14 protein-coding genes are annotated in these 19,699 nt (G+C 70.2%); 6 read left to right on the top strand and 8 right to left on the bottom strand.

The annotated features are described in order from the left end of the window. Nucleotides 1-58 precede the first annotated feature (58 nt). Nucleotides 59-508: a hypothetical protein gene (locus ABTX60_RS35250; protein ID WP_352101095.1), complete on the bottom strand. Its 450-nt coding sequence runs from the start codon at nt 506-508 to the stop codon at nt 59-61. A 162-nt stretch (nt 509-670) separates the two neighbouring features. Between ABTX60_RS35250 and ABTX60_RS35245 the strand changes: the two genes are divergently transcribed. From ABTX60_RS35245 to ABTX60_RS35235, 3 genes are all read left to right on the top strand, one after another. Then, the gene (locus ABTX60_RS35245) at nt 671-1,198 is read left to right on the top strand and encodes a tetratricopeptide repeat protein (protein WP_352101094.1); all 528 of its coding nucleotides are present in this window, start codon (nt 671-673) and stop codon (nt 1,196-1,198) included. Between the two features lie 47 nt (nt 1,199-1,245). Next, nucleotides 1,246-3,207: a hypothetical protein gene (locus ABTX60_RS35240; protein WP_352101093.1), complete on the top strand. Its 1,962-nt coding sequence runs from the start codon at nt 1,246-1,248 to the stop codon at nt 3,205-3,207. 94 nt (nt 3,208-3,301) lie between these two features. After that, the gene (locus ABTX60_RS35235; RefSeq protein WP_078956083.1) at nt 3,302-3,991 is read left to right on the top strand and encodes a TetR/AcrR family transcriptional regulator; all 690 of its coding nucleotides are present in this window, start codon (nt 3,302-3,304) and stop codon (nt 3,989-3,991) included. Nucleotides 3,992-3,997: 6 nt separating this feature from the next. Here the strand turns inward: ABTX60_RS35235 and ABTX60_RS35230 are convergent, their stop codons facing one another. The 7 genes from ABTX60_RS35230 to ABTX60_RS35200 form a co-directional block, all read right to left on the bottom strand. Then, the gene (locus ABTX60_RS35230; protein ID WP_352101092.1) at nt 3,998-4,348 is read right to left on the bottom strand and encodes a 5-carboxymethyl-2-hydroxymuconate Delta-isomerase; all 351 of its coding nucleotides are present in this window, start codon (nt 4,346-4,348) and stop codon (nt 3,998-4,000) included. An 87-nt stretch (nt 4,349-4,435) separates the two neighbouring features. After that, complete coding sequence (gene pulA, locus ABTX60_RS35225) at nt 4,436-9,832, bottom strand: pullulanase-type alpha-1,6-glucosidase (protein ID WP_352101091.1); 5,397 nt, start codon at nt 9,830-9,832, stop codon at nt 4,436-4,438. A gap of 115 nt (nt 9,833-9,947) precedes the next feature. Continuing rightward, complete coding sequence (locus ABTX60_RS35220) at nt 9,948-11,321, bottom strand: alpha-amylase (RefSeq protein ID WP_352101090.1); 1,374 nt, start codon at nt 11,319-11,321, stop codon at nt 9,948-9,950. A gap of 119 nt (nt 11,322-11,440) precedes the next feature. Continuing rightward, a complete protein-coding gene (locus ABTX60_RS35215) occupies nt 11,441-13,141 on the bottom strand; it encodes a glycoside hydrolase family 13 protein (RefSeq protein WP_352101089.1) in 1,701 nt (566 codons plus the stop codon). Nucleotides 13,142-13,317: 176 nt separating this feature from the next. Continuing rightward, nucleotides 13,318-14,226 (bottom strand): sugar ABC transporter permease, encoded by a 909-nt coding sequence (locus ABTX60_RS35210; RefSeq protein WP_352101088.1) that lies wholly within the window; start codon nt 14,224-14,226, stop codon nt 13,318-13,320. Between the two features lie 13 nt (nt 14,227-14,239). After that, nucleotides 14,240-15,244 carry a carbohydrate ABC transporter permease gene (locus ABTX60_RS35205; protein ID WP_352101087.1) on the bottom strand — a complete coding sequence of 335 codons (1,005 nt, stop codon included), beginning with the start codon at nt 15,242-15,244 and terminating at the stop codon, nt 14,240-14,242. Between the two features lie 103 nt (nt 15,245-15,347). Continuing rightward, nucleotides 15,348-16,616, bottom strand: a complete 1,269-nt coding sequence (locus tag ABTX60_RS35200) for an extracellular solute-binding protein (protein ID WP_352101086.1) — start codon at nt 16,614-16,616, stop codon at nt 15,348-15,350. A gap of 432 nt (nt 16,617-17,048) precedes the next feature. Here ABTX60_RS35200 and ABTX60_RS35195 point away from each other — a divergent pair, with 432 nt between their 5' ends. The 3 genes from ABTX60_RS35195 to ABTX60_RS35185 all read left to right on the top strand — a co-directional run. Further along, nucleotides 17,049-18,083: a LacI family DNA-binding transcriptional regulator gene (locus ABTX60_RS35195; protein ID WP_352101085.1), complete on the top strand. Its 1,035-nt coding sequence runs from the start codon at nt 17,049-17,051 to the stop codon at nt 18,081-18,083. A 105-nt stretch (nt 18,084-18,188) separates the two neighbouring features. Continuing rightward, nucleotides 18,189-19,079 (top strand): phosphatase PAP2 family protein, encoded by an 891-nt coding sequence (locus ABTX60_RS35190; protein WP_352101084.1) that lies wholly within the window; start codon nt 18,189-18,191, stop codon nt 19,077-19,079. Between the two features lie 174 nt (nt 19,080-19,253). Further along, nucleotides 19,254-19,699, top strand: a 446-nt coding sequence (locus ABTX60_RS35185) for a helix-turn-helix domain-containing protein (protein WP_352101083.1), incomplete at its 3' end; no start/stop codon positions are given.

Genomic DNA, 19,699 nt, shown 5'->3' with positions numbered 1-19,699 from the left:
CAGAAGGCCGGCGGTGGGAATTCCCACCGCCGGCCTTCTGCTGGGGCGACCCGCGTGCTCAGCCGTGGTGGCCGCTGCCGCCGTCGTGACCGTTCTTGTTGTGGCTGCCGCCCGGGTTCATGTGCTCGGAGCCCTCCTCCATGGTCCCGCCGAGGGTGCCCTGCAGTGCCGTGACCGTCTTCTGCTGGCCCACGGCGACCCACTTGCGGCCGACGAGGTAGTAACCGCCGTAGTCCTTGGCGCTGTTCAGCCACTCGCGCTGGCCGCGGTCGGTGGAGAAGGTCGCGAGAACGTACTTCTCCTTGCCCTTCTTGCACAGCGCCTGGCGGATGGTGTCCGCGTCGGTCTGCATGTTCGGCTTGCAGTCGGCCTCGGCGGCGATGTGCTCCAGGCTGCCGGTCACCTCCTTCGGAACGGCCGCCTCGTCCTTGCCGCCGGATCCGCCGCAGCCGGCCAGCGCCAGTATCGCCACCGCGCCGCTCAGCGCGAGCGGTCGGGTCACCCTCATCTGTTCCTCCGGTCCTTGTCGGCACGGTCCCTGTCACGGCACGATCCGGACGCATGCCGCACCGAGCCCCGGCAAGAGGCTCTCGCCCTCGATACGGCTGCGGAGCCCGCCGTGCTCAAAATCCCGCTGCCCCGGTGTGCACTCCTGTGCGAGGGTGGTCCGGTGGATCAGGACTGGGAAGATCGTGTGGCCGCCCTGTGGGACCGTTTCGACGACTACGCCGAGACGGAGGAGGACGAGGCCCGCTTCCGCGCCGACGTCGACGCGCTCGTCGCCGAGCTGCCCGAGGGCAGTCCGCTGGGCCCGTTCGAGCAGGCCTGCGCCTGGGACTCCACCGGCCACTCCGACAAGGCGGTCCCCCTGTACCGGGAGGCGCTGGCGAACGGCCTCGCCGACGTCAGCCCCTACAAGACCCGCCGGACGAAGATCCAGCTGGCCAGCTCGCTGCGGAACACCGGCCGCGCCGAAGAGGGCGTCGCGCTGCTGACGCCCGAGCTTCTCGCCCCGTCCGACGAGCTGGACGACCCGGTACGCGCCTGCCTCGCGCTGTGCCTGTCGAGCCTCGGCCGTGACCGGGAGGCACTCGCGCTGGCCCTGGGCGCCCTGGCCCCGCACCTGCCGCGCTACCAGCGGTCCATGGCGAACTACGCCCGGCTGCTCGTGGAACCCGGGGAGCACCCGGGGGCGTGACGCCCGCGGCCAGGTGACCAACCGGCGATTCGCTCGTTCTGCTGAACGTGCAGTCACAGGATGTCGCCCAGCGCCCCGCACTCCCCTCACCGGCCGGCCCGGTCGTCGACGTCGAGCAGGCCGAGGCCGCGCTCGTCGAGCACTACCCGCGGCTCGTCCGGCTGGCCTATCTGGTGCTGCCGCCCGGGCTGGGCCGCAGCCGCCGCGTCCTGACCGCACACGCCCTCACCCAGCGGGCCCTGCCCCGCAACCGCACCCCCTCCCCGGTGATCCCGGCGCAGAATGGGGGTTCCCCCGGCTCGAGCGGAGCCGAGAGCCCGGGGGGCGGGCGGGACGGCGACCCCGGCTACGCCCTGGTCCGCCTCCAGGTGCTGCGCACGGCGCTGGAGGCGGGGCTGCCGCTGAGGGCGAAGGCGTGGCCCAAGAGGGCCCAGCTGCCGCCGCTGCTGCCGCACGTGTGGGGCCTGAAGCTGTTCCCGCGCTCCGGCGGCGCCGACGAACTCGCCTTGGACCAGCGGCTGTCCACCCTGTCCGGCCCGGCCCGGGCCGCCTACGCCCTGCGTGGTCTCGAGCGGCTCACGGACGACGGGGCGTGCGAGATCCTCGCGGCGGCGGGCGTCGCCGACCCGGAGGGCGCGGTGCTGGAGGCCGACGGCATCCCCGCCCAGTACGGGCTGCTCGACTCCCCCGAGTTCGACCCCTGCTCGCTCCAGGCCCGCCCCACCGACCTGATGCGCCGCCGCCAGCACCTGAAGGCCGCGCTGGTCGCCGGTGCCGCCCTGCTGGTGTGCGGGGCCCTGCTCGGCCTGCCCGGTGAGGGCTGGGGCCCCGAGGGCGCCGCGGCGCCCCCGTACGCGCAGAACCCGGCCGCGCAGGCCGCCCTGGACCCGGCGAAGCTGACCCGGGTCCCGCCCACGGCGTGGCGCGGTTCGGCGCGCACCGACTTCTCCGTATGGCCCGCCCGCGGCGACCGCACCGGCGACCAGGCCCTGCTGCGCCGCGCCCTGGCCGTGTGGGCCCGCCCCGGCGAGACGGTCCAGGTGTCGGCGACCCCCGGCACCCTCTCCGGGGGCCCCGCCGGACCGCCCCAGCTGCTGTACGCGGGGACGGTCGACGCGGCGCGCGTGGTGATCCTCTACGACGGTCTGCGCATCGTCCGGTACGCCGAGCCGAAGGACGGCACGCAGGGCGCCGCCCTCGACTTCGCCCGGGTGGACGGGGCCGGCCGGGCCGAGGCGGGCGCGGTGGTCCTGGGCCGGTCCGACGGCAACGTCCGCTACCTGACGGCCCCCTGGGTGCGGAAGGCCGGCGAGCGGGACCTGATGAAGCCGGGCTCCGGCGCGATGAACCTCACGCTCACCGGCGGTGTCGCCGCGCCGCTGGCCAGCCCGGCCCTGCGCTCCGGCCCCTGCACCTCGTGGAACGTGCTGCAGGTGACCGACGGTGGCAGGACCCGGCTGCTGACCGACCTCGGCGAACTGGTCCCGGCCCGGCTCACCGCCGGACGGCCGGGCTCCCCGGGCGAGGTGTCCGGGGCCGCGGCGCTGCACGGCTGGCAGCCGTTCGCCTGCTCGCTGGGCACGATGCGCTCGGCGGGGGTGCGGAGCGTCAACGCCTGGGCGTTCAACGAACAGCCGCTGCCCGACGCGAGCGGCTCGGCGGCGTGGGTGTGCACCCGGGCCGAGACCTGGCGGGGTGGCGGGGCGCGGGTGCTGGCGCAGTTCCACACTCCGGGCGGGGCATACGGGGCGGCGGCGGCGCAGGCCGAGAACGTCCCGGCCTGCGGGGCGCGTGATCCGCATGTGCTGGCCGGGGTGCTGTGGAAGTCGAAGGCAGGCGACTGGTACCTGCTGGCCGCCGGCAGCCGGAAGACGGCGTCGATCCGGGCGACGGGCGGAGTGAACGGGGAGGCACGGAGCAGTCTGCTGACCGTGCCGGCCGAGCGGGGGGCCCAGGCCCAGCTCAAGGGGACCCTGAAGGACGGGCGTTCGCTCCGCGGGCTGCGCTGACGGGGGGCGTGGCGCGGGCCCCTGCGGTGGGGTCGGTGATACCGGTGATCGATCCGGCCCGTTCGAGGCCGGAATCGATCGGTAAGGTGTTCGCATGACTACCGGGGTTCGCCGCAGAATGGGAGTCGAGGAGCGGCGGCAGCAGTTGATCGGCGTCGCCCTCGAACTGTTCAGCCGCCGCTCGCCCGACGAGGTCTCCATCGACGAGATAGCGTCGGCCGCGGGCATTTCACGCCCGTTGGTCTACCACTACTTCCCGGGCAAACTCAGCCTGTACGAGGCCGCGTTGCAGCGCGCCTCGGATGATCTGGCGGCCCGTTTCGTGGAGCCGCACGAGGGTCCGCTGGGGGCGCGGCTGCTGCGCGTGATGCACCGCTACTTCGACTTCGTGGACGAGCACGGGCCCGGTTTCTCCGCCCTGATGCGCGGCGGCCCGGCCGTCGGCTCCTCGACGACCAACGCGCTCGTCGACTCCGTACGGCAGGCCGCGTATGTCCAGATCCTTTCGCACCTGGGCGTGACCGATCCGCCCGCGCGCCTCGAACTGGTCGTCCGCTCCTGGATCTCGCTCGCCGAGTCGACGGCGCTGATCTGGCTGGACGGCCGGCGCATCCCACGCGAGGAGCTGGAGCCGCAGCTCGTCAACGACTTCGCCGCCCTGGCCGCCGTCAGCGCCGCCTACGACGAGGAGATGGCGGAGTTGCTGCGCGGCGCCCTCAAGGACGAGCCGGCCGACGGCCCGTTCGCGCACCTGGTCGGCCGGCTCATCGCCCTGGCGGGGTGAGCGGTCTCAGCTCTCGTACTTCGCGTACGACGGGTCGAGGTCGCGTACCTCGGCGGAGGCGTGCAGCGCGAGTCCGGCGGCGGGCTTCACGTGGGTCCGCAGCAGCTCCAGCGCGGCCTCGGTGAGCCGGGCCTTGGTCTCGTCGGTGCGGCCGGCGAGCAGCGCGATGTGGACGTGGACGTGCCCCTCCGTCTCGGGGCCGACCACGATGTCCTCGGTCGGGCGGAACCGGGTCTTGCACGCGGGCGGCTTGGCGGCCGCGATCTCGACCGTCGCCTCGTGCAGCGCCTTCGCGAACCCGGGCCGGTCGAAGCCGTCCGCGAGGTCGGCGGAATAGTCGACGGTGATCTGCGGCATCAGCACTCCTGTTCCAGTTCGGTGTGCCCACCCTAGTCGCGGGCGGGACGGGCCGCCGGTCGCGGTCCGTCCCGCCCGCACCGGGTGTTACCCCGCGGTCCGGCTGAAGACCGCGACCGTGCGCGCCGGCACGGCGAAGGTGCCGGACGCCCGCGCGTAGGCGGAGGACTTCACGGTGGCGTCCGCGCCCGCCGCCTGCACCGGGTGCAGCCGGTAGCCGGAGCCGGCGAGTGCGGGCACGCGCTGCTCCTGACGTTCGGGGGTGGCGTTGAAGACGACGACGAGGTCACCGAGCCGCATGGTGATCACGCCGGGCGTCTCGTCCGTGCCGGACAGCGGGAAGGAGAGCCGGGACTGCACCTTCGCGGCCGTGCCGAGGGAGAAGTCCTTCTCCGTGCTCCGGATCCGCAGCAGGTCACGGTAGGCGGCCGAGGTGCCCTCGATCTGCTCGCAGCCCACCTTGACGGTGCTCAGCAGCGGCTTGGCGTACGGCCACTTGTCGGTGTTGTCGGCCGCCATGGGCAGTCCGCGGCCGAAGCCGTTGCCGTCCTCGCACCTCCAGTGGACGGCGTTGAACCAGTCGCCGCTGTCGTAGGAGTTGCGGTCCAGCGACTTGGATCGCAGCAGGTCGGTGCCCGCCTGGGAGAGGGCCGGGCCCTGGGAGAGGGTGGCCGTGGCCATGGCGAGGACCTGCATCCGGGCCCGGTCGGACGCGCTCGTCGTGGCGGGCAGCTTGAAGGCCAGGGCGTCGAACAGGGACTCGTTGTCGTGCGCGTCGGCGTAGGCGAGGGCGTCGCCCGGTGCGTCGGCGTATCCGGCGGGGGCGCCGTTGTAGTCGACGTCGGAGCCCCTGACCTCCTTGCCGCCGGTGTCGGTGAACCGGTAGCCGGCGAGGTTGCCGGAGAGGCCGACCTTGATGAGGTCCTGGTAGTGCAGGAGCCGGGCCCTCTGCTCGGCGGGCGTGCCGTTGTTCTGCGAGGAGTTGGGGTCGGTGTACAGGCCGGAGGCGAAGCCCTGGACGCCGGGGTCCTCGTCGAAGGGGCCGCCGCCGCGCACGGCGTCGCGGGCCCGGTCGGAGAAGGTGGCGATGCCGGTGCCGGCCATGTTCTGCTGCGTGGCCTGGAGGAACCGGGCGTCGTCGGCGACCTCGCCGAAGTTCCAGCCCTCGCCGTAGAGGATGATCTTCTTGCCGTCGACGCCGTCCTTCGCGAGGGTCAGCTCGTCGAGGGCCTTGCGGACGGCGAGGATGTTGGCCTTCGGGTGGTGGCCCATGAGGTCGAAGCGGAAGCCGTCGACCTTGTACTCCCTGGCCCAGGTGACGATCGAGTCGACGACCAGCTTGCCCATCATGGCGTTCTCGGTGGCCGTGTTCGCGCAGCAGGTGCTGTTCGCGACGGAGCCGTCGGCGAGGAGCCGCTGGTAGTAGCCGGGCACGATCCGGTCCAGGACGGAGGTGTCCGCCTGGCCGCTCGCCGCGGTGTGGTTGTAGACGACGTCCATGACGACCCGCAGACCGTCGTCGTTGAGGGCCTTCACCATCCTGCGGAACTCGACCGTGCGGGCGGTGCCGTCCGGGTCGGTGGCGTAGGAGCCCTCGGGGACGGTGTAGTGGTACGGGTCGTAGCCCCAGTTGTAGGCGTCCTTCGCGGCGATCTTCCCGACGCACTCCTGCTGCTTGTCCGAGTCGGCCGGGAAGGACGCCAGGTCGCAGTCGGTCCTCGCCTGGTCGGCCTTCCTCTCCGGGATGGTGGCGATGTCGAACGCGGGCAGGAGGTGGACGTAGGAGGTGCCCGCCTTCGCGAGCTCACGCAGGTGCTTGCCGCCGTCGCTCGCCTTGTCGGTGAAGGCGAGGTAGGTGCCGGGGTGCTTCGCCGTCCGGTCCTCCACGGAGAAGTCCCGGATGTGCAGCTCCTGTATCTGCGCGTCCCGCAGCGGCACGGCCTTCGGCTTGGTGTACGCCGACCAGCCGGTGGGTTTGAGAGCCTTGTCGTCCAGGTCGGCGATGAGGCCGCGCTCGGAGTCGGCGGTCAGGGCGAGGGCGTAGGGGTCGGTGACCTTGTTGGTGACGACCCTGCGGACGCCGGGCGCCCAGACCTTCACCACGTAGCGGTAGGGCTTGCCCTTCCAGGACGCCGGGCCGGTGACGGACCAGACGCCGGTGGCGCCGTCGCGGCGCATCGCGACGGTCCTGCCGTCGAGCTCCAGCGCGACGGACTGGGCGGTCGGTGCCCACACGGACAAGGTGGGGCGGCCCTTGGCGAACGTCGGTCCGAGGTCCGCCTCGGTGGCGCCGGGATACAGGTCGTCGAGGACTCCGGCGATCTGGACGCCGGTGGCCGCGAGCACGGCACCGTTCGCCGCGTGCTGGGTGGCTACGAGCTGCCCGCGCAGGGCCTCGCGGACCCGGTCGCGGTCGCGGGGGTCGACGGTCCAGGCGTCGTAGGACCTGAGGTGCGGGAACTTCGCCTTCTGGGCGTCGGTCAGCTCGCTCTTCGACAGCCGCAGCCACTTCGCGTCACCGGCCAGGGCGCCGTCCTTCACCGTGATCGAGCCGTCGCGGGAGGAGAGGAGCTGGGTGGAGGCCGCGGCGTCGGAGCCGTTCCAGGCGAGGGTGTTCCGGTCGATCCAGACCGCCTTGGACGTCGTCAGGTCGAGGGCGGCGGCACTGCCCGCGGGCTGCGGGAGCAGGTACTTCTCCTGGCCGTTCACCAGCCACACCTCGTGGCCGTTCGCCTTGAGGTCGAGCGACTGGTCGGTGGGCAGATCCTTCTCGTCGCCCTTGTGGAGGATGTAGCCGAGGCTGGTGGCTCCGTCGGTGAGCGGTACCTCGAAGACTGCGCCATAGGTATCAGTCTTGACCGGCTTGAGGGGGTTCGACCAGTCGGTGGGGTTCGCGGCGCCGGTCCAGACGTGCAGACCCCAGCCGTCGTAGTCGCCGTCCGCCCGGTGGTAGTGCAGGACGGCCTTGCCCTTGTCGGGCGCCGGGTACTCGGGCCGCTCGGTGGTGACGGTCTCCTTGCCCTGCTCGATCCAGATCTCGCCGGTTCTGGTGACGTCGATCGTGCGGTCGGCGGAGACGTCCTTGGTGCCGTCCTCGTCGATGACGAGGAAGCCGACGTTCGAGGCGCCGGGCTTGAGTTTGACCCAGGCGAAGGCGCCGTATGCGTCGCGGCCGGTGAAGGGGTGGCTCTTCGGCCACTCGGTGGCTTCGCCCTCGGCGAGGTCGCCCCAGGCGTACAGGCCCCAGTCGGCGTAGTCCCCGTCCGTGCGCTTGTAGTGGACGATCGCGTAGTCGCGGGAGGACGCGGTGGGCGGCTCCGGCGCGGGCGGGGCGCCAGTGGTCGAAGCGGCCAGGGCGCTCGCGGTGCGGCCGGCCGAGTCGACCACGACGGCCTTGTAGCGCAGGGCCGTGCCCGGTGCCACGTCCTTGCCGACGGTGTGGGTGACCTTGTAGGGGGCGTGATCGGCGGAGCCGAGGACCTGCCACTTGCCGTTGCCGGTCTGCGCGGCGAAGACGACCCGGTTGAGCTGCCCGCCGTCCGCGTCCGCGGAGACCTCCGCGGTGCCGGTGGCGCCGGCGGCCGGGGCCTTCAGGGTGATCGTGGGGGCGGTGGCGGGCTTGGCGAGCCTGCCGGACGCCTTGAGGACGATCGCCGAGCCGGCCGGGACGGTGACGGTGAGCTTCTTGTCGCCGTCGGTCTTCGGGGAGGAGCTGGTGCCGTGGATGCCCTTGAAGGTCATGCCGGCCGAGCCGGTCGGGAAGGTCGCCGTCTTCGCCTCGCCCGCGTTGTTGAAGGCGACGACGTACTCGGTGCCGGTCTTCGCGTCCGTGCGGGAGAAGGCGTAGACGCCCGGGCCGTCGGCCGCGTACCGCTCCTGCTGGACACCGTCGGTGAGGGCCGGGTTGGCCTTGCGGAGCTTGGCGAGGGCGCTGATCTGCCGGTAGAGGGGCGCCTTGGCGTCGTAGGCGTCCTCGGCGTGCGTGCGGTCGGTGCCGATGCGGTCGTCGTCGAGGTAGTCGGCGGTGCGGGAGGCGAACATGCTCTGCCGGGCGTCCTTGTCACCGCCGGGGCCGGTGAAGCCCTGCTCGTCGCCGTAGTAGACGACGGGGTTGCCGCGGCTGAGGAACATCAGCTCGTTGGCGAGCCGGTCCTTGCCCAGCAGCTCGGCGTCGGTGGCCTTCGGGGCGTCCTGCTTCAGGAAGGACCCGATCCGGCCCATGTCGTGGTTGCCGAGGAAGGTGACCTGCTCGTACGCGTTGGCCTTGCCGGTCGTGTACTTGTAGTCGTCGCCGAAGACACCCGCGAGCTTGCGGGCGCTCCCGCCCTGTGAGACGTAACTCCGGGCCGCCTCCTGGAAGGGGAAGTCGAGCGTGGCGTCGAGCCGGCCCTGGGTGACGTAGGGGGCGGTGACGTCCGTGTCGGCCGAGTACACCTCGCCGAACATGAAGAAGTCGTCCCGGCCCCGCTTGGCCGCGTAGGCGTCGAGGGCGGTGGCCCACTGCGTCCAGAACTCCATGTCGACGTGCTTCACGGTGTCGATCCGGAAGCCGTCGACGTCGAAGTCCCGCACCCAGCGCTGGTAGATCTTCTCCATGCCGTGGACGACCTCGGGCCGCTCGGTCCACAGGTCGTCGAGCCCGGAGAAGTCGCCGTGCGTGGAACTCTCACCGGCGAAGGTGGAGTCGCCGCGGTTGTGGTACATCGTCGGGTCGTTGAGCCACGACGGCACCTTGTTCTTCTTGGTGACGACCGGTGTGCGCGGGAAGGAGTCGCGGTCGACCGCGGGGAAGCCGCGCCGTCCGTCGGCGTAGTCGGCGTCGTCGAAGGGCACGCCGTCCTTCGTCAGGTACGGGAAGGCTCCCTTGGAGAGGTAGTCGTACGACTTCTCCTCGTAGTCGACGACGTCGGCGGTGTGGTTGGTGATGACGTCGAAGAAGACCTTCATGCCCTTGTCGTGGGCCTTGTCGATGAGGGTCTCGAGGTCCTTGTTGGTGCCGAAGTGGGGGTCGACCTGGGTGAAGTCGGTGATCCAGTACCCGTGGTAGCCGGCCGAGGCGTTCGCCCCCGCGCCCTGCACGGGCTGGTTCTTGAAGATGGGGGCCATCCACAGGGCGGTGGTGCCCAGGCCCTTGATGTAGTCGAGCTTCTTGGTCAGGCCCTTGAGGTCGCCGCCCTGGTAGAAGCCCTTGTCGGTGGGGTCGTAGCCGGTCGACAGGCGCGAACCGGTCAGGCCGCCCTTGTCGTTGCGCGGGTCGCCGTTGGCGAAACGGTCCGGCAGGACGAAGTAGAACTGTTCGCGGGTGGCGTCGTGCCGGGCGGGCTGGGCGGCCAGCTTGGCGTCGGAGGGGGGCGGAGGCGGCGTGTCGGCCCGCGCCGCGAGGGGCTGGACGAGCGCTGCGGCCAGCGCGGTCACGGTGACCGCAGCGACCCGTCCGGCATGGGTGGTTCGGCGCCTCGACGGCGTCGGCCATCTCGGTATCACAGATGGGCTCCTTGCGATTACGGCTCTTCGGGTCCGACCCCGCGCGACCGTATCGCCGCCGCAACACTTACAGCAAGAGGCCTGAAACCACCGGTAAAAACTTTCAGTCGGTCACTCAGCAGCTCGACTTGCCCGCGTGGACGGCGAGGGCGGTGTTCGCGCCCAGGGTGGCAGTGAGCTGCCCGCTCGAGTTCACCGTCACCGGCGTGTTGTTCTGCACGTCGCAGTACGTCCCGGCGGGCAGCGAGGTCTGGTACGTCCGGGTCAGTGAGCCGGACTCGTGGTTGATGGCCACGAACCCCTTGCTGCCCCGGCCGAAGGCGATGGCATCACCCCCGTTGTCCCACCAGTCGGTGACGGCCTGGCCCCGGGTGGCGTTGCGGAAGCCGACCATGGACCTGATCTGGGGCCAGTTGTGCTGGCACTTCCAGCCGTCCTGCCAGCAGGCGTTCACCGCACCCCCGTTGGGCGGGCCCGCGTCCGTGTCGGAGAACTCGTACCCGGAGTTGATGTCGGGGGCGCCGTAGGGCCAGGCCAGCATGAAGACGTTGGCCAGGGTGTAGGTGGCGTTGTCCTTGTAGCTGAGGGTCGAGCCGTTGCGCTCGGTGTCGTGGTTGTCGACGAAGACACCGGAGAGGCCGCTGTTCAGGTAGCCCCAGCCTTCGCCGTAGTTCTTCAGATAGGCGAGGTTCTCGTTGTTGAAGACCCGCTTGAGGTCGTAGGCGTAGCGGAACTCCTGGACGTCGCCGTTACTCGTGTATTCGGTGGGCTGTACGGCCTCGCCGGCGCCGTGGATGACCTCCTGCTTCCAGTACACCGACGGGTTGCTCAGCCGGGATTTGATGTTGCCCAGGTCGGCCGCGTCGATGTGCTTGGCCGCGTCGATACGGAAGCCGTCGACGCCGAGGGAGAGCAGGTCGTTCAGGTACCCGGCGATGGCGCCACGGACGTACGACTCGCTGGTGTCCAGGTCGGCCAGGCCCACCAGTTCGCAGTGCTGGACGTTCCAGCGGTCCTGGTAGTCGCCGATCCGGCTGGTGCAGTCGTCGAAGTCGAACGACGAGTACAGGCCGGGGTAGGTGTACTTGCTGTACGACGAGCCGCCGGTGCCGGTGCCGCTGCCCGCCGACATGTGGTTGACGACGGTGTCCACGACGACCTTCACACCGGCCGCGTGGCAGGTGTTCACCATGTTCCGGAAAGCCGTCCGGTCGCCGAGCCGGCCGGCGATCTTGTAGCTGACCGGCTGGTACGAGGTCCACCACTGCGGACCCTGTATGTGCTCGGCGGGCGGGGAGACCTGGACGGAGCCGTATCCGGCCGGTCCGAGGGTGGTGGTGCACTCGCGGGCGACCGAGGCGAAGTTCCACTCGAAGAGGACGGCCGTGACGTCCTTGGTGCCAGGTGGGGAGGCCTGCGCACCAGTCGGGTTCATGACAACCGAAGCCGCGGCGAGCGCGACGGCGGTGGCCAGGTATCTGCGTGCCATGTGGGGTTTCCTTCTTCGTTGAAGGTTCTTGCTGCAAGGTTCAGAAACCTTGCGGTGACGCAGATAGTAGAGGCCCGCCGCCCGAAAGGGCAGCGGGCCGTACGGAATTCAAAGGAAAATCAGGCGCGGGCCTCGGTCGTCGCGGTGGTCCACCACACCGTGCTGTCGGCCGGCACCTTCGCCTCGTCGTCGACCTGCACGATCTCGCCGCTCGCGACCAGCACCCGGCCGTACGCCGGCATCGCCACCGACTCGCCGGTGGTGTTGGCGACGCACACGAACTCCCCGCGCCGGAAGGCCAGCACGCCCTCGGGCGCCCGCAGCCACTCCACGGACGTGCCGGCGCCGAGGTCGGGCTGCTCGCGGCGCACGGCGAGCGCGGCCCGGTACAGCTCCAGGGTCGAACCGGGCTCGCCCGTCTGCGCCTCGACGCTCAGCTCGCCCCAGCCCTCCGGCTGCGGCAGCCAGCTGCCGCCGTCGCCGAACCCGTACGACGATCCCGTACGGGTCCACGGGATCGGCACCCGGCAGCCGTCGCGGAAGCCGTCCTGGCCCGCGCCCCGGAAGTACGCCGGGTCCTGGCGCACCTCGTCCGGCAGGTCGACGACGTCGGGCAGGCCGAGCTCCTCGCCCTGGTAGATGTACGCCGAGCCGGGCAGCGCCAGCATGAGCAGGCTCGCGGCCCTGGCCCTGCGCAGCCCCAGCGCCCGGTCGCCGGCCAGGCGGATCTGGGTGCCGAGGCCGGGCGGGTTGGCGAAGCGGGTGGCGTGCCGGGTCACGTCGTGGTTGGACAGCACCCAGGTGGCGGGGGCGCCGACCGGGCGCATGGCCTCCAGCGTGCGGTCGATGACCTCACGCATCTCCCCGGCGTCCCAGTGGGTGCTGAGGTACTGGAAGTTGAAGGCCTGGTGCAGCTCGTCGGGGCGGACGTAGTTCGCGGTGCGCTCGATGGTCGGCGTCCATGCCTCGGCGACGAAGATGCGCTCCCCCGCATACTCGTCGAGGATCAGCCGCCACTGCCGGTAGATCTCGTGCACGCCGTCCTGGTCGAAGAACGGCATGACATCGTTGCCCAGCAGCTTCACCTGGTCGTGGGATCCAAGGTCGGGCAGCCCTTCCGCCTTCACCAGGCCGTGGGCCACGTCGACCCGGAAACCGTCGACGCCCATGTCCAGCCAGAAGCGCAGGATGGAGCGGAACTCGTCGCCGACGGCCGGGTGCTCCCAGTTGAAGTCGGGCTGCTCCGGGGCGAAGAGGTGCAGGTACCACTCGCCGGGTGTGCCGTCGGGTTCGGTGACGCGGGTCCACGCCGGGCCGCCGAAGATCGACTCCCAGTCGTTGGGCGGCAGTTCGCCGTTCTCGCCCTTGCCGGGGCGGAAGTGGTAGCGGTCGCGCAGCGAGGAGCCCGGGCCCTCGGCGACGGCCCGCTTGAACCACTCGTACTGGTCGGAGGAGTGGTTCGGGACGAGGTCGACGATGATCCTCAGGCCCAGCCGGTGGGCGTCGCGGATCAGCGCGTCGGCGTCCAGCAGATTGCCGAACATGGGGTCGACGGCACGGTAGTCGGCCACGTCGTAGCCGGCGTCGGCCTGCGGCGAGGCGTAGAAGGGGCTGAGCCACACGGCGTCCACGCCGAGGTCGCGCAGGTACGGCAGACGGGTGCGGACACCCTCCAGGTCGCCCATGCCGTCACCGTTGCTGTCGGCGAAGCTGCGCGGGTACACCTGGTAGATCACCGCGTCCCGCCACCAGTCGCGGCGCTTGGCCACGGCGACGGCGGACGCGGGGGTGGGGGCAGGTGCGGCTGAGTGCTGGCTCATGTCGTCCTTGATGCGTAACAGGAGGTCGGTCATGGAAGGCGTGGGTGGGGAGATGAGGGCGGCCGCGGCACAGCGGGGTCGGATGGGCACCGCAGCCGCCCACTCCGCGCCCCGTCAGGGGCGCGGGGAACTGCGCGACCAGCCACGACGAACCCGCGGCCGATCACTCGCGACGGTCAACCCTTCGTGCCACCGGCCGTCAGTCCGGTCACCAGGTTCTTCTGCACCAGGTAGAAGAACAGGGCGGCCGGTATCGCGATGAGCACGGCCGTCGCAGCCATCAGGTTGCGCTGCGCGTCGTGCTCGCTCACGAACGTCTGCAGACCGACGGCGAAGGTGTAGTTGCCGTCGCTCAGCATGAACGTCGAGGCGAACGCCACCTCACCGAAGGCCGTGAGGAAGCTGTAGAACGCCGCGACCGCGAGGCCCGGCTTGGCGAGCGGCAGGATGAGCCGCGCGAACGTGCCGAAGGGGGTCAGCCCGTCGACGCGCCCCGCCTCGTCGATCTCGAACGGGATGGTGTCGAAATAGCCCTTCATCAGCCAGGCGCAGTACGGCACGATCGTGGTGCAGTTGACAAGGATGAGACCAAGGTAGCTGTCGATGAGCTGCAGATCCGAGAGGATCTGGTACATCGGCACGATCAGTACCGCGATGGGGAACATCTGGGTGACCAGCAGCACCCACATCAGCTTCCGGTAGCCGGGGAACCGCATGCGGGAGACCGCGTAGCCGGTGGACGCGGCGACGACGACGCCGATCAGCGTCGTGCCCAGCACCACGACCAGCGTGCTCTTCAGCCAGTCGAAGAAACCGGTGTCCTGGAGGACGAACGCGTAGTTGTGCAGTGACATCTTGCCCCAGATGCGTCCGGGGTGGAGGTAGTCGTCCTTGTCCGGGCCGAGGGACAGGAAGAGCAGCCAGGCGACCGGGAAGAGCGCGGCCAGGCTGGCGACGATCAGCACGGCGTGCGAGGCGAGGGAGGCTCCGAGGCCGCGCTCGCCGCGGCCGCGGACCTTGCCGGGTGCGTTCGCGGGGCGCCGCTCGCCGGCCGGGGCGGAGCTCTCGACGGTGGTCGTACTCATGGGGACTCCTGCCTCAGATCGCGAGCTGCTGCTCGTTGCGGTTCAGCCAGCGGCGGTAGAACGAGGTGAAGACGATCAGGATGGACAGCAGCAGGATTCCGTAGGCGGCTGACTGGGCGTAGTCGCGCGGCTGCTGCCCGAAGCCCAGTTGGTAGGCCCACGTGACGAGGATCTGGGCGTCGGGTGCGGTGTTGCCGAACAACAGGAAGATGATGGCGAACTGGTTGAAGGTCCAGATGACGCCGAGGAGTACGACCGTCGTGCTGACGGACCTCAGACCGGGCAGGGTGACGTAGCGGAACCGCTGCCAGGCGTTGGCGCCGTCCATCTCGGAGGCCTCGTACAGGCTCGCGTCGATCGACTGCAGGCCGCCGAGGAGCGAGACCATCATGAACGGCACGCCGCACCAGGTGTTGACCATGATCGCGGCGAACCGCTGCCAGAAGGTGTCCTCCAGCCACAGCGGAGTCGGCAGGCCCATGCCTTCCAGGGCGGTGTTGATGACGCCGCCGTCCGCGAGCATGAACCGCCAGCCGAAGACGGTGACGAAGGTCGGCACCGCCCAGGGCAGCACCAGGATCATCCGGTAGAGGGTGCGGCCGCGCAGCTTCTGGTTGAGCAGCAGGGCGAGGCCGAGACCGATGCCGTAGTGCAGGGCGACACAGGCCGCCGTCCAGAAGACCGTCCACAGGAAGTGCGACCAGAAGCGGTCGTACGCCGTCGGGCCCCAGAGGATGTCGGCGTAGTTGTCCAGGCCGATGAACTGGTACGTCGCGTCGATGTGGTTGACGCCGATCGTGCGCGCGGTGTTGAGGCTGGTGGCGTCGGTGAGGGTGAGGTACAGGCCGTACACCAGCGGGTACACCACGAGGACGCCGAGCACGACGGCCACCGGGGCGATCATCGCGTAGGCGTACCAGTGCTTGTGGAAGCCGTTCTTCAGCCGCTGGGCCGGCCCGGGTCGCGGTTCCCGCTCACCGCGCCGCTTGCCGGTCGCTCGGTCGATGGCGACTGTCATGGTTCGACACCTTCTGGAGGTTCAAGGAGGTCAAGGGGTTGCGCGGGCCGGTGGCCGCCGGATCCCGTTCCTCATGACAGGGGATCCTGCGGCCACCCGGCGGTCACTTGGAGAAGTCCGGCACCAGCTTGGCGATGGCGGTCTCGGCGTTGCCGAGGCCCTTGTCCAGGGACTCCTTGCCGCCGGCGATCTTGATGAGCTCGTCGTCGAGCGGGCCCCACAGGGAGCTGTACTCCGGCAGCGCCGGGCGGGGCTGGGCGCTGGACAGCACGCCCTGGTAGCCGGCGATCCCGGGGTCGGCCTTGACCTTGTCGGTGTAGGCGTCCTCGCGCGTGGGGAGCGTGGAGTTCTTCAGCGCGATGGTCTCCTGCGCCTTGGTCGAGGTCATGAAGTTGACGAACTTCAGCGAGGCCTCCTGGTGGGCCTTGTCCGAGCCCGCGTACACGGAGAGGTTGTGGCCGCCGGTCGGGGCGCCCGCCTTGCCGGTGGAGCCGGCCGGGACGGCGGCGATGCCGAGGTTGCCCTTGTCCTTGAAGGCCGAGCCCTTGTAGAAGTTCGTGATCTCCCAGGGGCCCTGGACGATCGAGGCGACCTTGCCGCTGACGAACGCCTCCTGGATGTGGGCGTAGGCGTCGGCGGTGGTGTCGGCCTTGTGCAGACCCTTGCCCTTGAACAGGCCCTGCCAGGTGCCGTAGGCCTTCTTGGCCTCGGGCGAGCTGACGGTGATCTTCTTGGCGTCGGCGTCGACGGTGTCGGTGCCCTCGCCGTAGAGGAAGGACTGGGCGTAGTAGGCCTGGGTGGAGCCCCAGTAGCCGTCGACGCCGGTCTTGCTCTTGATCGTGGCGGCGGCCTTCTTCAGGTCGTCCCAGGTCTTGGGGGCCTCGACGCCGGCCTTCTTGAACAGTTCCTTGTTGTAGACGAGGGCGAGGGTGTCCGTGGTGAAGGGGACGCCGTAGGTCTTGCCCTCGTACTTGGCCTGCTCGATCAGGCTGGGCTGGAACTTGGCCTGGTCCTTGAGGGCCTCGGTGCCGTCCAGCGGCGCGAAGAAGCCCTTCTTGGCGAAGGCGGGGGTCCAGCCGACCTCGGAGCGCAGCACGTCCGGGGCACCCTTGGAACCGGCGGCGGTGTCGAACTTGTTCTGCGCCTGGTCGAAGGGGACGTTGACGTACTTGACCTTGATGTCCTTGTTGGCGGCCTCGAACTCCTTCACCAGGGCCTGGTACGTCGGCGCCTCGTTGGTGGCGTTGGAGGTGTCCCACCAGGTGATGGTGACCGGGCCGCCGGCCTCGTCGCCGCTGTCGCTGCCGTTGCAGGCCGTCGCCGCCAGGGCGAGGGACGCCACCAGCGCGGTGGCCGCTATGCCACGCCGCATGAGTTCTCCTTGAGGGTGAAGCCCGTTTCGTGCTGCCGACTGCGCCGATGGGGGCGCCCCCACGCCGTTCAGGCGGTGGGGGAGGCCGGGCGTCGGTGAGATTAACCGCGCTGCAACGAGTTGCGAAAGACCTTGCAGCAAAAACTTGCAAGGGGTGCGGATGGTTATCCCGCCGTGACCTCGCCTAGATCGCCCCGAGGCCTTGACTTCGGCCTGCTCGGCGGGCGGTCGAGTGATTGTGCAAGACTCTGCAAGCACTTGCCATCCGTGTCCGCCGGGGGGATTATCCGTTGCGGATCGGACGGATCGGACGCCGACCAGGAATCTCGAGGGACCGCGATGACCAAGCCACCCGCAGCGGGCCGTGCGACGGCGCGCACCAGGCGTCCCGTCGGTGTGCAAGGGGAACCCCGGCCGCTACAGTCCGGTGCTGTGACCACACGGCTTGCCGACATCGCGTTGCAGGCGGGGGTGAGCGAAGCGACCGTCAGCCGCGTCCTCAACGGGAAGCCGGGCGTCGCCGCCACCACCCGCCAGTCCGTGCTGGCCGCTCTCGACGTCCTGGGCTACGAACGCCCGGTACGGCTGCGCCAGCGCAGCGAGGGGCTGGTCGGACTGATCACCCCGGAGCTGGAGAACCCGATCTTCCCGGCCCTGGCGCAGGTCATCGGCCAGGCGCTGACGCGGCAGGGCTACACGCCGGTGCTGGCCACCCAGACCCCGGGCGGCTCGACCGAGGACGAGCTGACCGAGATGCTCGTCGACCGCGGCGTCGCCGGCATCATCTACGTCTCCGGACTGCACGCCGACACCACCGCCGACATGCAGCGCTACGACCGGTTGCGCGCCCAGGGCGTGCCCTACGTACTGGTCGACGGTTTCTCGCCCAAGGTGCAGGCGCCCTTCATCTCCCCCGACGACCGCGCGGCGATGAGCCTCGCCGTCACGCACCTGGTGTCGCTGGGGCACACCCGGATCGGCCTGGCCCTCGGGCCCAAGCGGTTCGTGCCGGTGCAGCGCAAGATCGAGGGGTTCGTGCGCACGATGCAGGACCGGTTGGGTCTGCGTGCCGAGACCGTCGAGTCGGAGCTGGTGCAGCACTCGCTGTACACCCTCGAGGGTGGTCAGGCGGCGGCCACGGCGCTGATCGACCGGAACTGCACGGCCGTGGTGTGCGCCAGCGACATGATGGCGCTGGGTGCGATCCGGGCGGCCCGGCAGCTCGGTCTGGACGTGCCGAAGGACGTCTCCGTGGTCGGCTTCGACGACTCCCCGCTGATCGCCTTCACCGACCCGCCCCTCACCACGATCCGCAAGCCGGTCCCGGCCATGGGGCAGGCGGCCGTGCGCACACTGCTGGAGGAGATCGGCGGGACGCCCGCGCCGCACAGCGAGTTCGTGTTCATGCCGGAACTGGTGGTGCGCGGTTCGACCGCTTCGGCTCCGGGGGAACGCGGCCGCTCCTGAGACCGCTCCTGAGGCCTTCGGCCTGATTTCGCCGTAGAACATGCGGCTCGTGCGGGGCCGCGGGATGATCGGTGCGTAAGTCCTTTTCTGGCAGACTTTGCGCCTATGGGTGAAACGACCGTAACGAAGCCGGAGGGCCTGGAAGCGGCCCTCCCGGACCCCGTTGCGGCCGATCCGGGGCGCGGCCCACTGCGCCGGCTGCGCACCCCGCGCCGGCCCCGGTTCTGGTTCGAGATCCTGCTGATCGCGGTGAGTTACTGGACGTACTCGCTCGTCCGCAACGCCGTGCCCGAGCAGAGGGCCGAGGCGCTGCACAACGCCGACTGGATCTGGCGGGTCGAGCACCATCTGGGCGTCGCCGTCGAGGAGTCCGTCAACCACGCGGTGAACTCGGTGCATTGGCTCATCGTCGGGATGAACTACTACTACGCGACGCTGCACTTCATCGTCACGCTGGGTGTGCTGGTGTGGCTGTACCGTCGCCATCCCGGACGGTACGCGGCGACCCGTCTGGTGCTGTTCGCGACCACGGCCGTCGCCCTGGTCGGCTACTACCTGTATCCGCTGGCGCCGCCCCGGCTGATGAACGGTGGCGACTTCATCGACACGGTCATGGTCCACCAGACCTGGGGTTCGATGGCGTCGGGCGATCTGAAGCACATGTCCAACCAGTACGCCGCGATGCCGTCGATGCACATCGGCTGGTCCGTGTGGTGCGGGCTGACGATCTTCGCCCTGGCGTCGGTCCCCTGGGTGCGGGTGCTGGGCCTGCTGTACCCGGCGCTCACGCTGGTGGTCATCGTCGCGACGGCCAATCACTTCTGGCTGGACGCGGTCGGCGGCCTGCTGTGCCTGGCCTTCGGGTTCACGGTGGCGCGGCTCTGGTACGGCAGGCAGCCGTACGCGCTGCCGAGGCTGGCGCCGGCGAGCGGGCGCGCTGAGTCACGGTCCCCGGCCGCGCCACGGCCCCCCGGTGCCCGGAGCGGGCGTCCCTAGGGCCTGTCCGACAATTCCCGTCTGCCTCACGACGCCATCCGGGCGACGACGGGAATTGTCAGACAGGCCCTAGCTGTATTGATCACGAGCGTTGTTGACACTGGCCGGGCTTGATCATGGCGAAGGCCCCCGTGTGTGGTGGAGGTGTCGAATCTTCACCGCACGGAGGCCTTCGTGTTCCACCGTAATGCCCGGCTGACCGTTCACGGCAGGCGGTTGCTGGTCGAACGTGTCCGCAACGGTCGCCCTGTCGCCCATGTAGCCGCCGAGATGGGCATCTCCCGCGTCACCGCGCACAAGTGGATGCGCCGCTGGCGGGCTGAAGGCGAGCAAGGACTGCACGATCGGTCCAGCCGTCCGCGCACGACACCGCACCGCACGGCAGGGGCGATCGAGGCCCGCGTGTGCCGTCTTCGGCAGGACCGCAAGCTCGGCCCGGCCCGCATCGGTCCGATCCTGGGCCTGCCCGCCTCGACCGTCCACCGCGTCCTGGTCCGCCACGGCCTGAACCGTCTGGCCTTCCTGGACCGGCCCACCGGCCAGGTCATCCGCCGCTACGAACGCGCCTGCCCCGGCGAGCTGGTCCACGTCGACGTCAAGAAACTCGGCCGCATCCCCGA

The organism is Streptomyces sp. NPDC126510, assembly GCF_040302345.1.
Taxonomy (GTDB): domain Bacteria; phylum Actinomycetota; class Actinomycetes; order Streptomycetales; family Streptomycetaceae; genus Streptomyces.
This window is presented reverse-complemented; position numbering and strand designations above follow the sequence as displayed.

Coding starts and splice junctions, on each gene's coding strand:
- ABTX60_RS35250 (WP_352101095.1), bottom strand. CDS start 508: ATGAGGGTGACCCGACCGCTCGCGCTGAGCGGCGCGGTGGCGATACTG.
- ABTX60_RS35235 (WP_078956083.1), top strand. CDS start 3,302: ATGACTACCGGGGTTCGCCGCAGAATGGGAGTCGAGGAGCGGCGGCAG.
- ABTX60_RS35230 (WP_352101092.1), bottom strand. CDS start 4,348: ATGCCGCAGATCACCGTCGACTATTCCGCCGACCTCGCGGACGGCTTC.
- ABTX60_RS35220 (WP_352101090.1), bottom strand. CDS start 11,321: ATGGCACGCAGATACCTGGCCACCGCCGTCGCGCTCGCCGCGGCTTCG.
- ABTX60_RS35215 (WP_352101089.1), bottom strand. CDS start 13,141: ATGAGCCAGCACTCAGCCGCACCTGCCCCCACCCCCGCGTCCGCCGTC.
- ABTX60_RS35210 (WP_352101088.1), bottom strand. CDS start 14,226: ATGAGTACGACCACCGTCGAGAGCTCCGCCCCGGCCGGCGAGCGGCGC.
- ABTX60_RS35205 (WP_352101087.1), bottom strand. CDS start 15,244: ATGACAGTCGCCATCGACCGAGCGACCGGCAAGCGGCGCGGTGAGCGG.
- ABTX60_RS35200 (WP_352101086.1), bottom strand. CDS start 16,616: ATGCGGCGTGGCATAGCGGCCACCGCGCTGGTGGCGTCCCTCGCCCTG.
- ABTX60_RS35190 (WP_352101084.1), top strand. CDS start 18,189: ATGGGTGAAACGACCGTAACGAAGCCGGAGGGCCTGGAAGCGGCCCTC.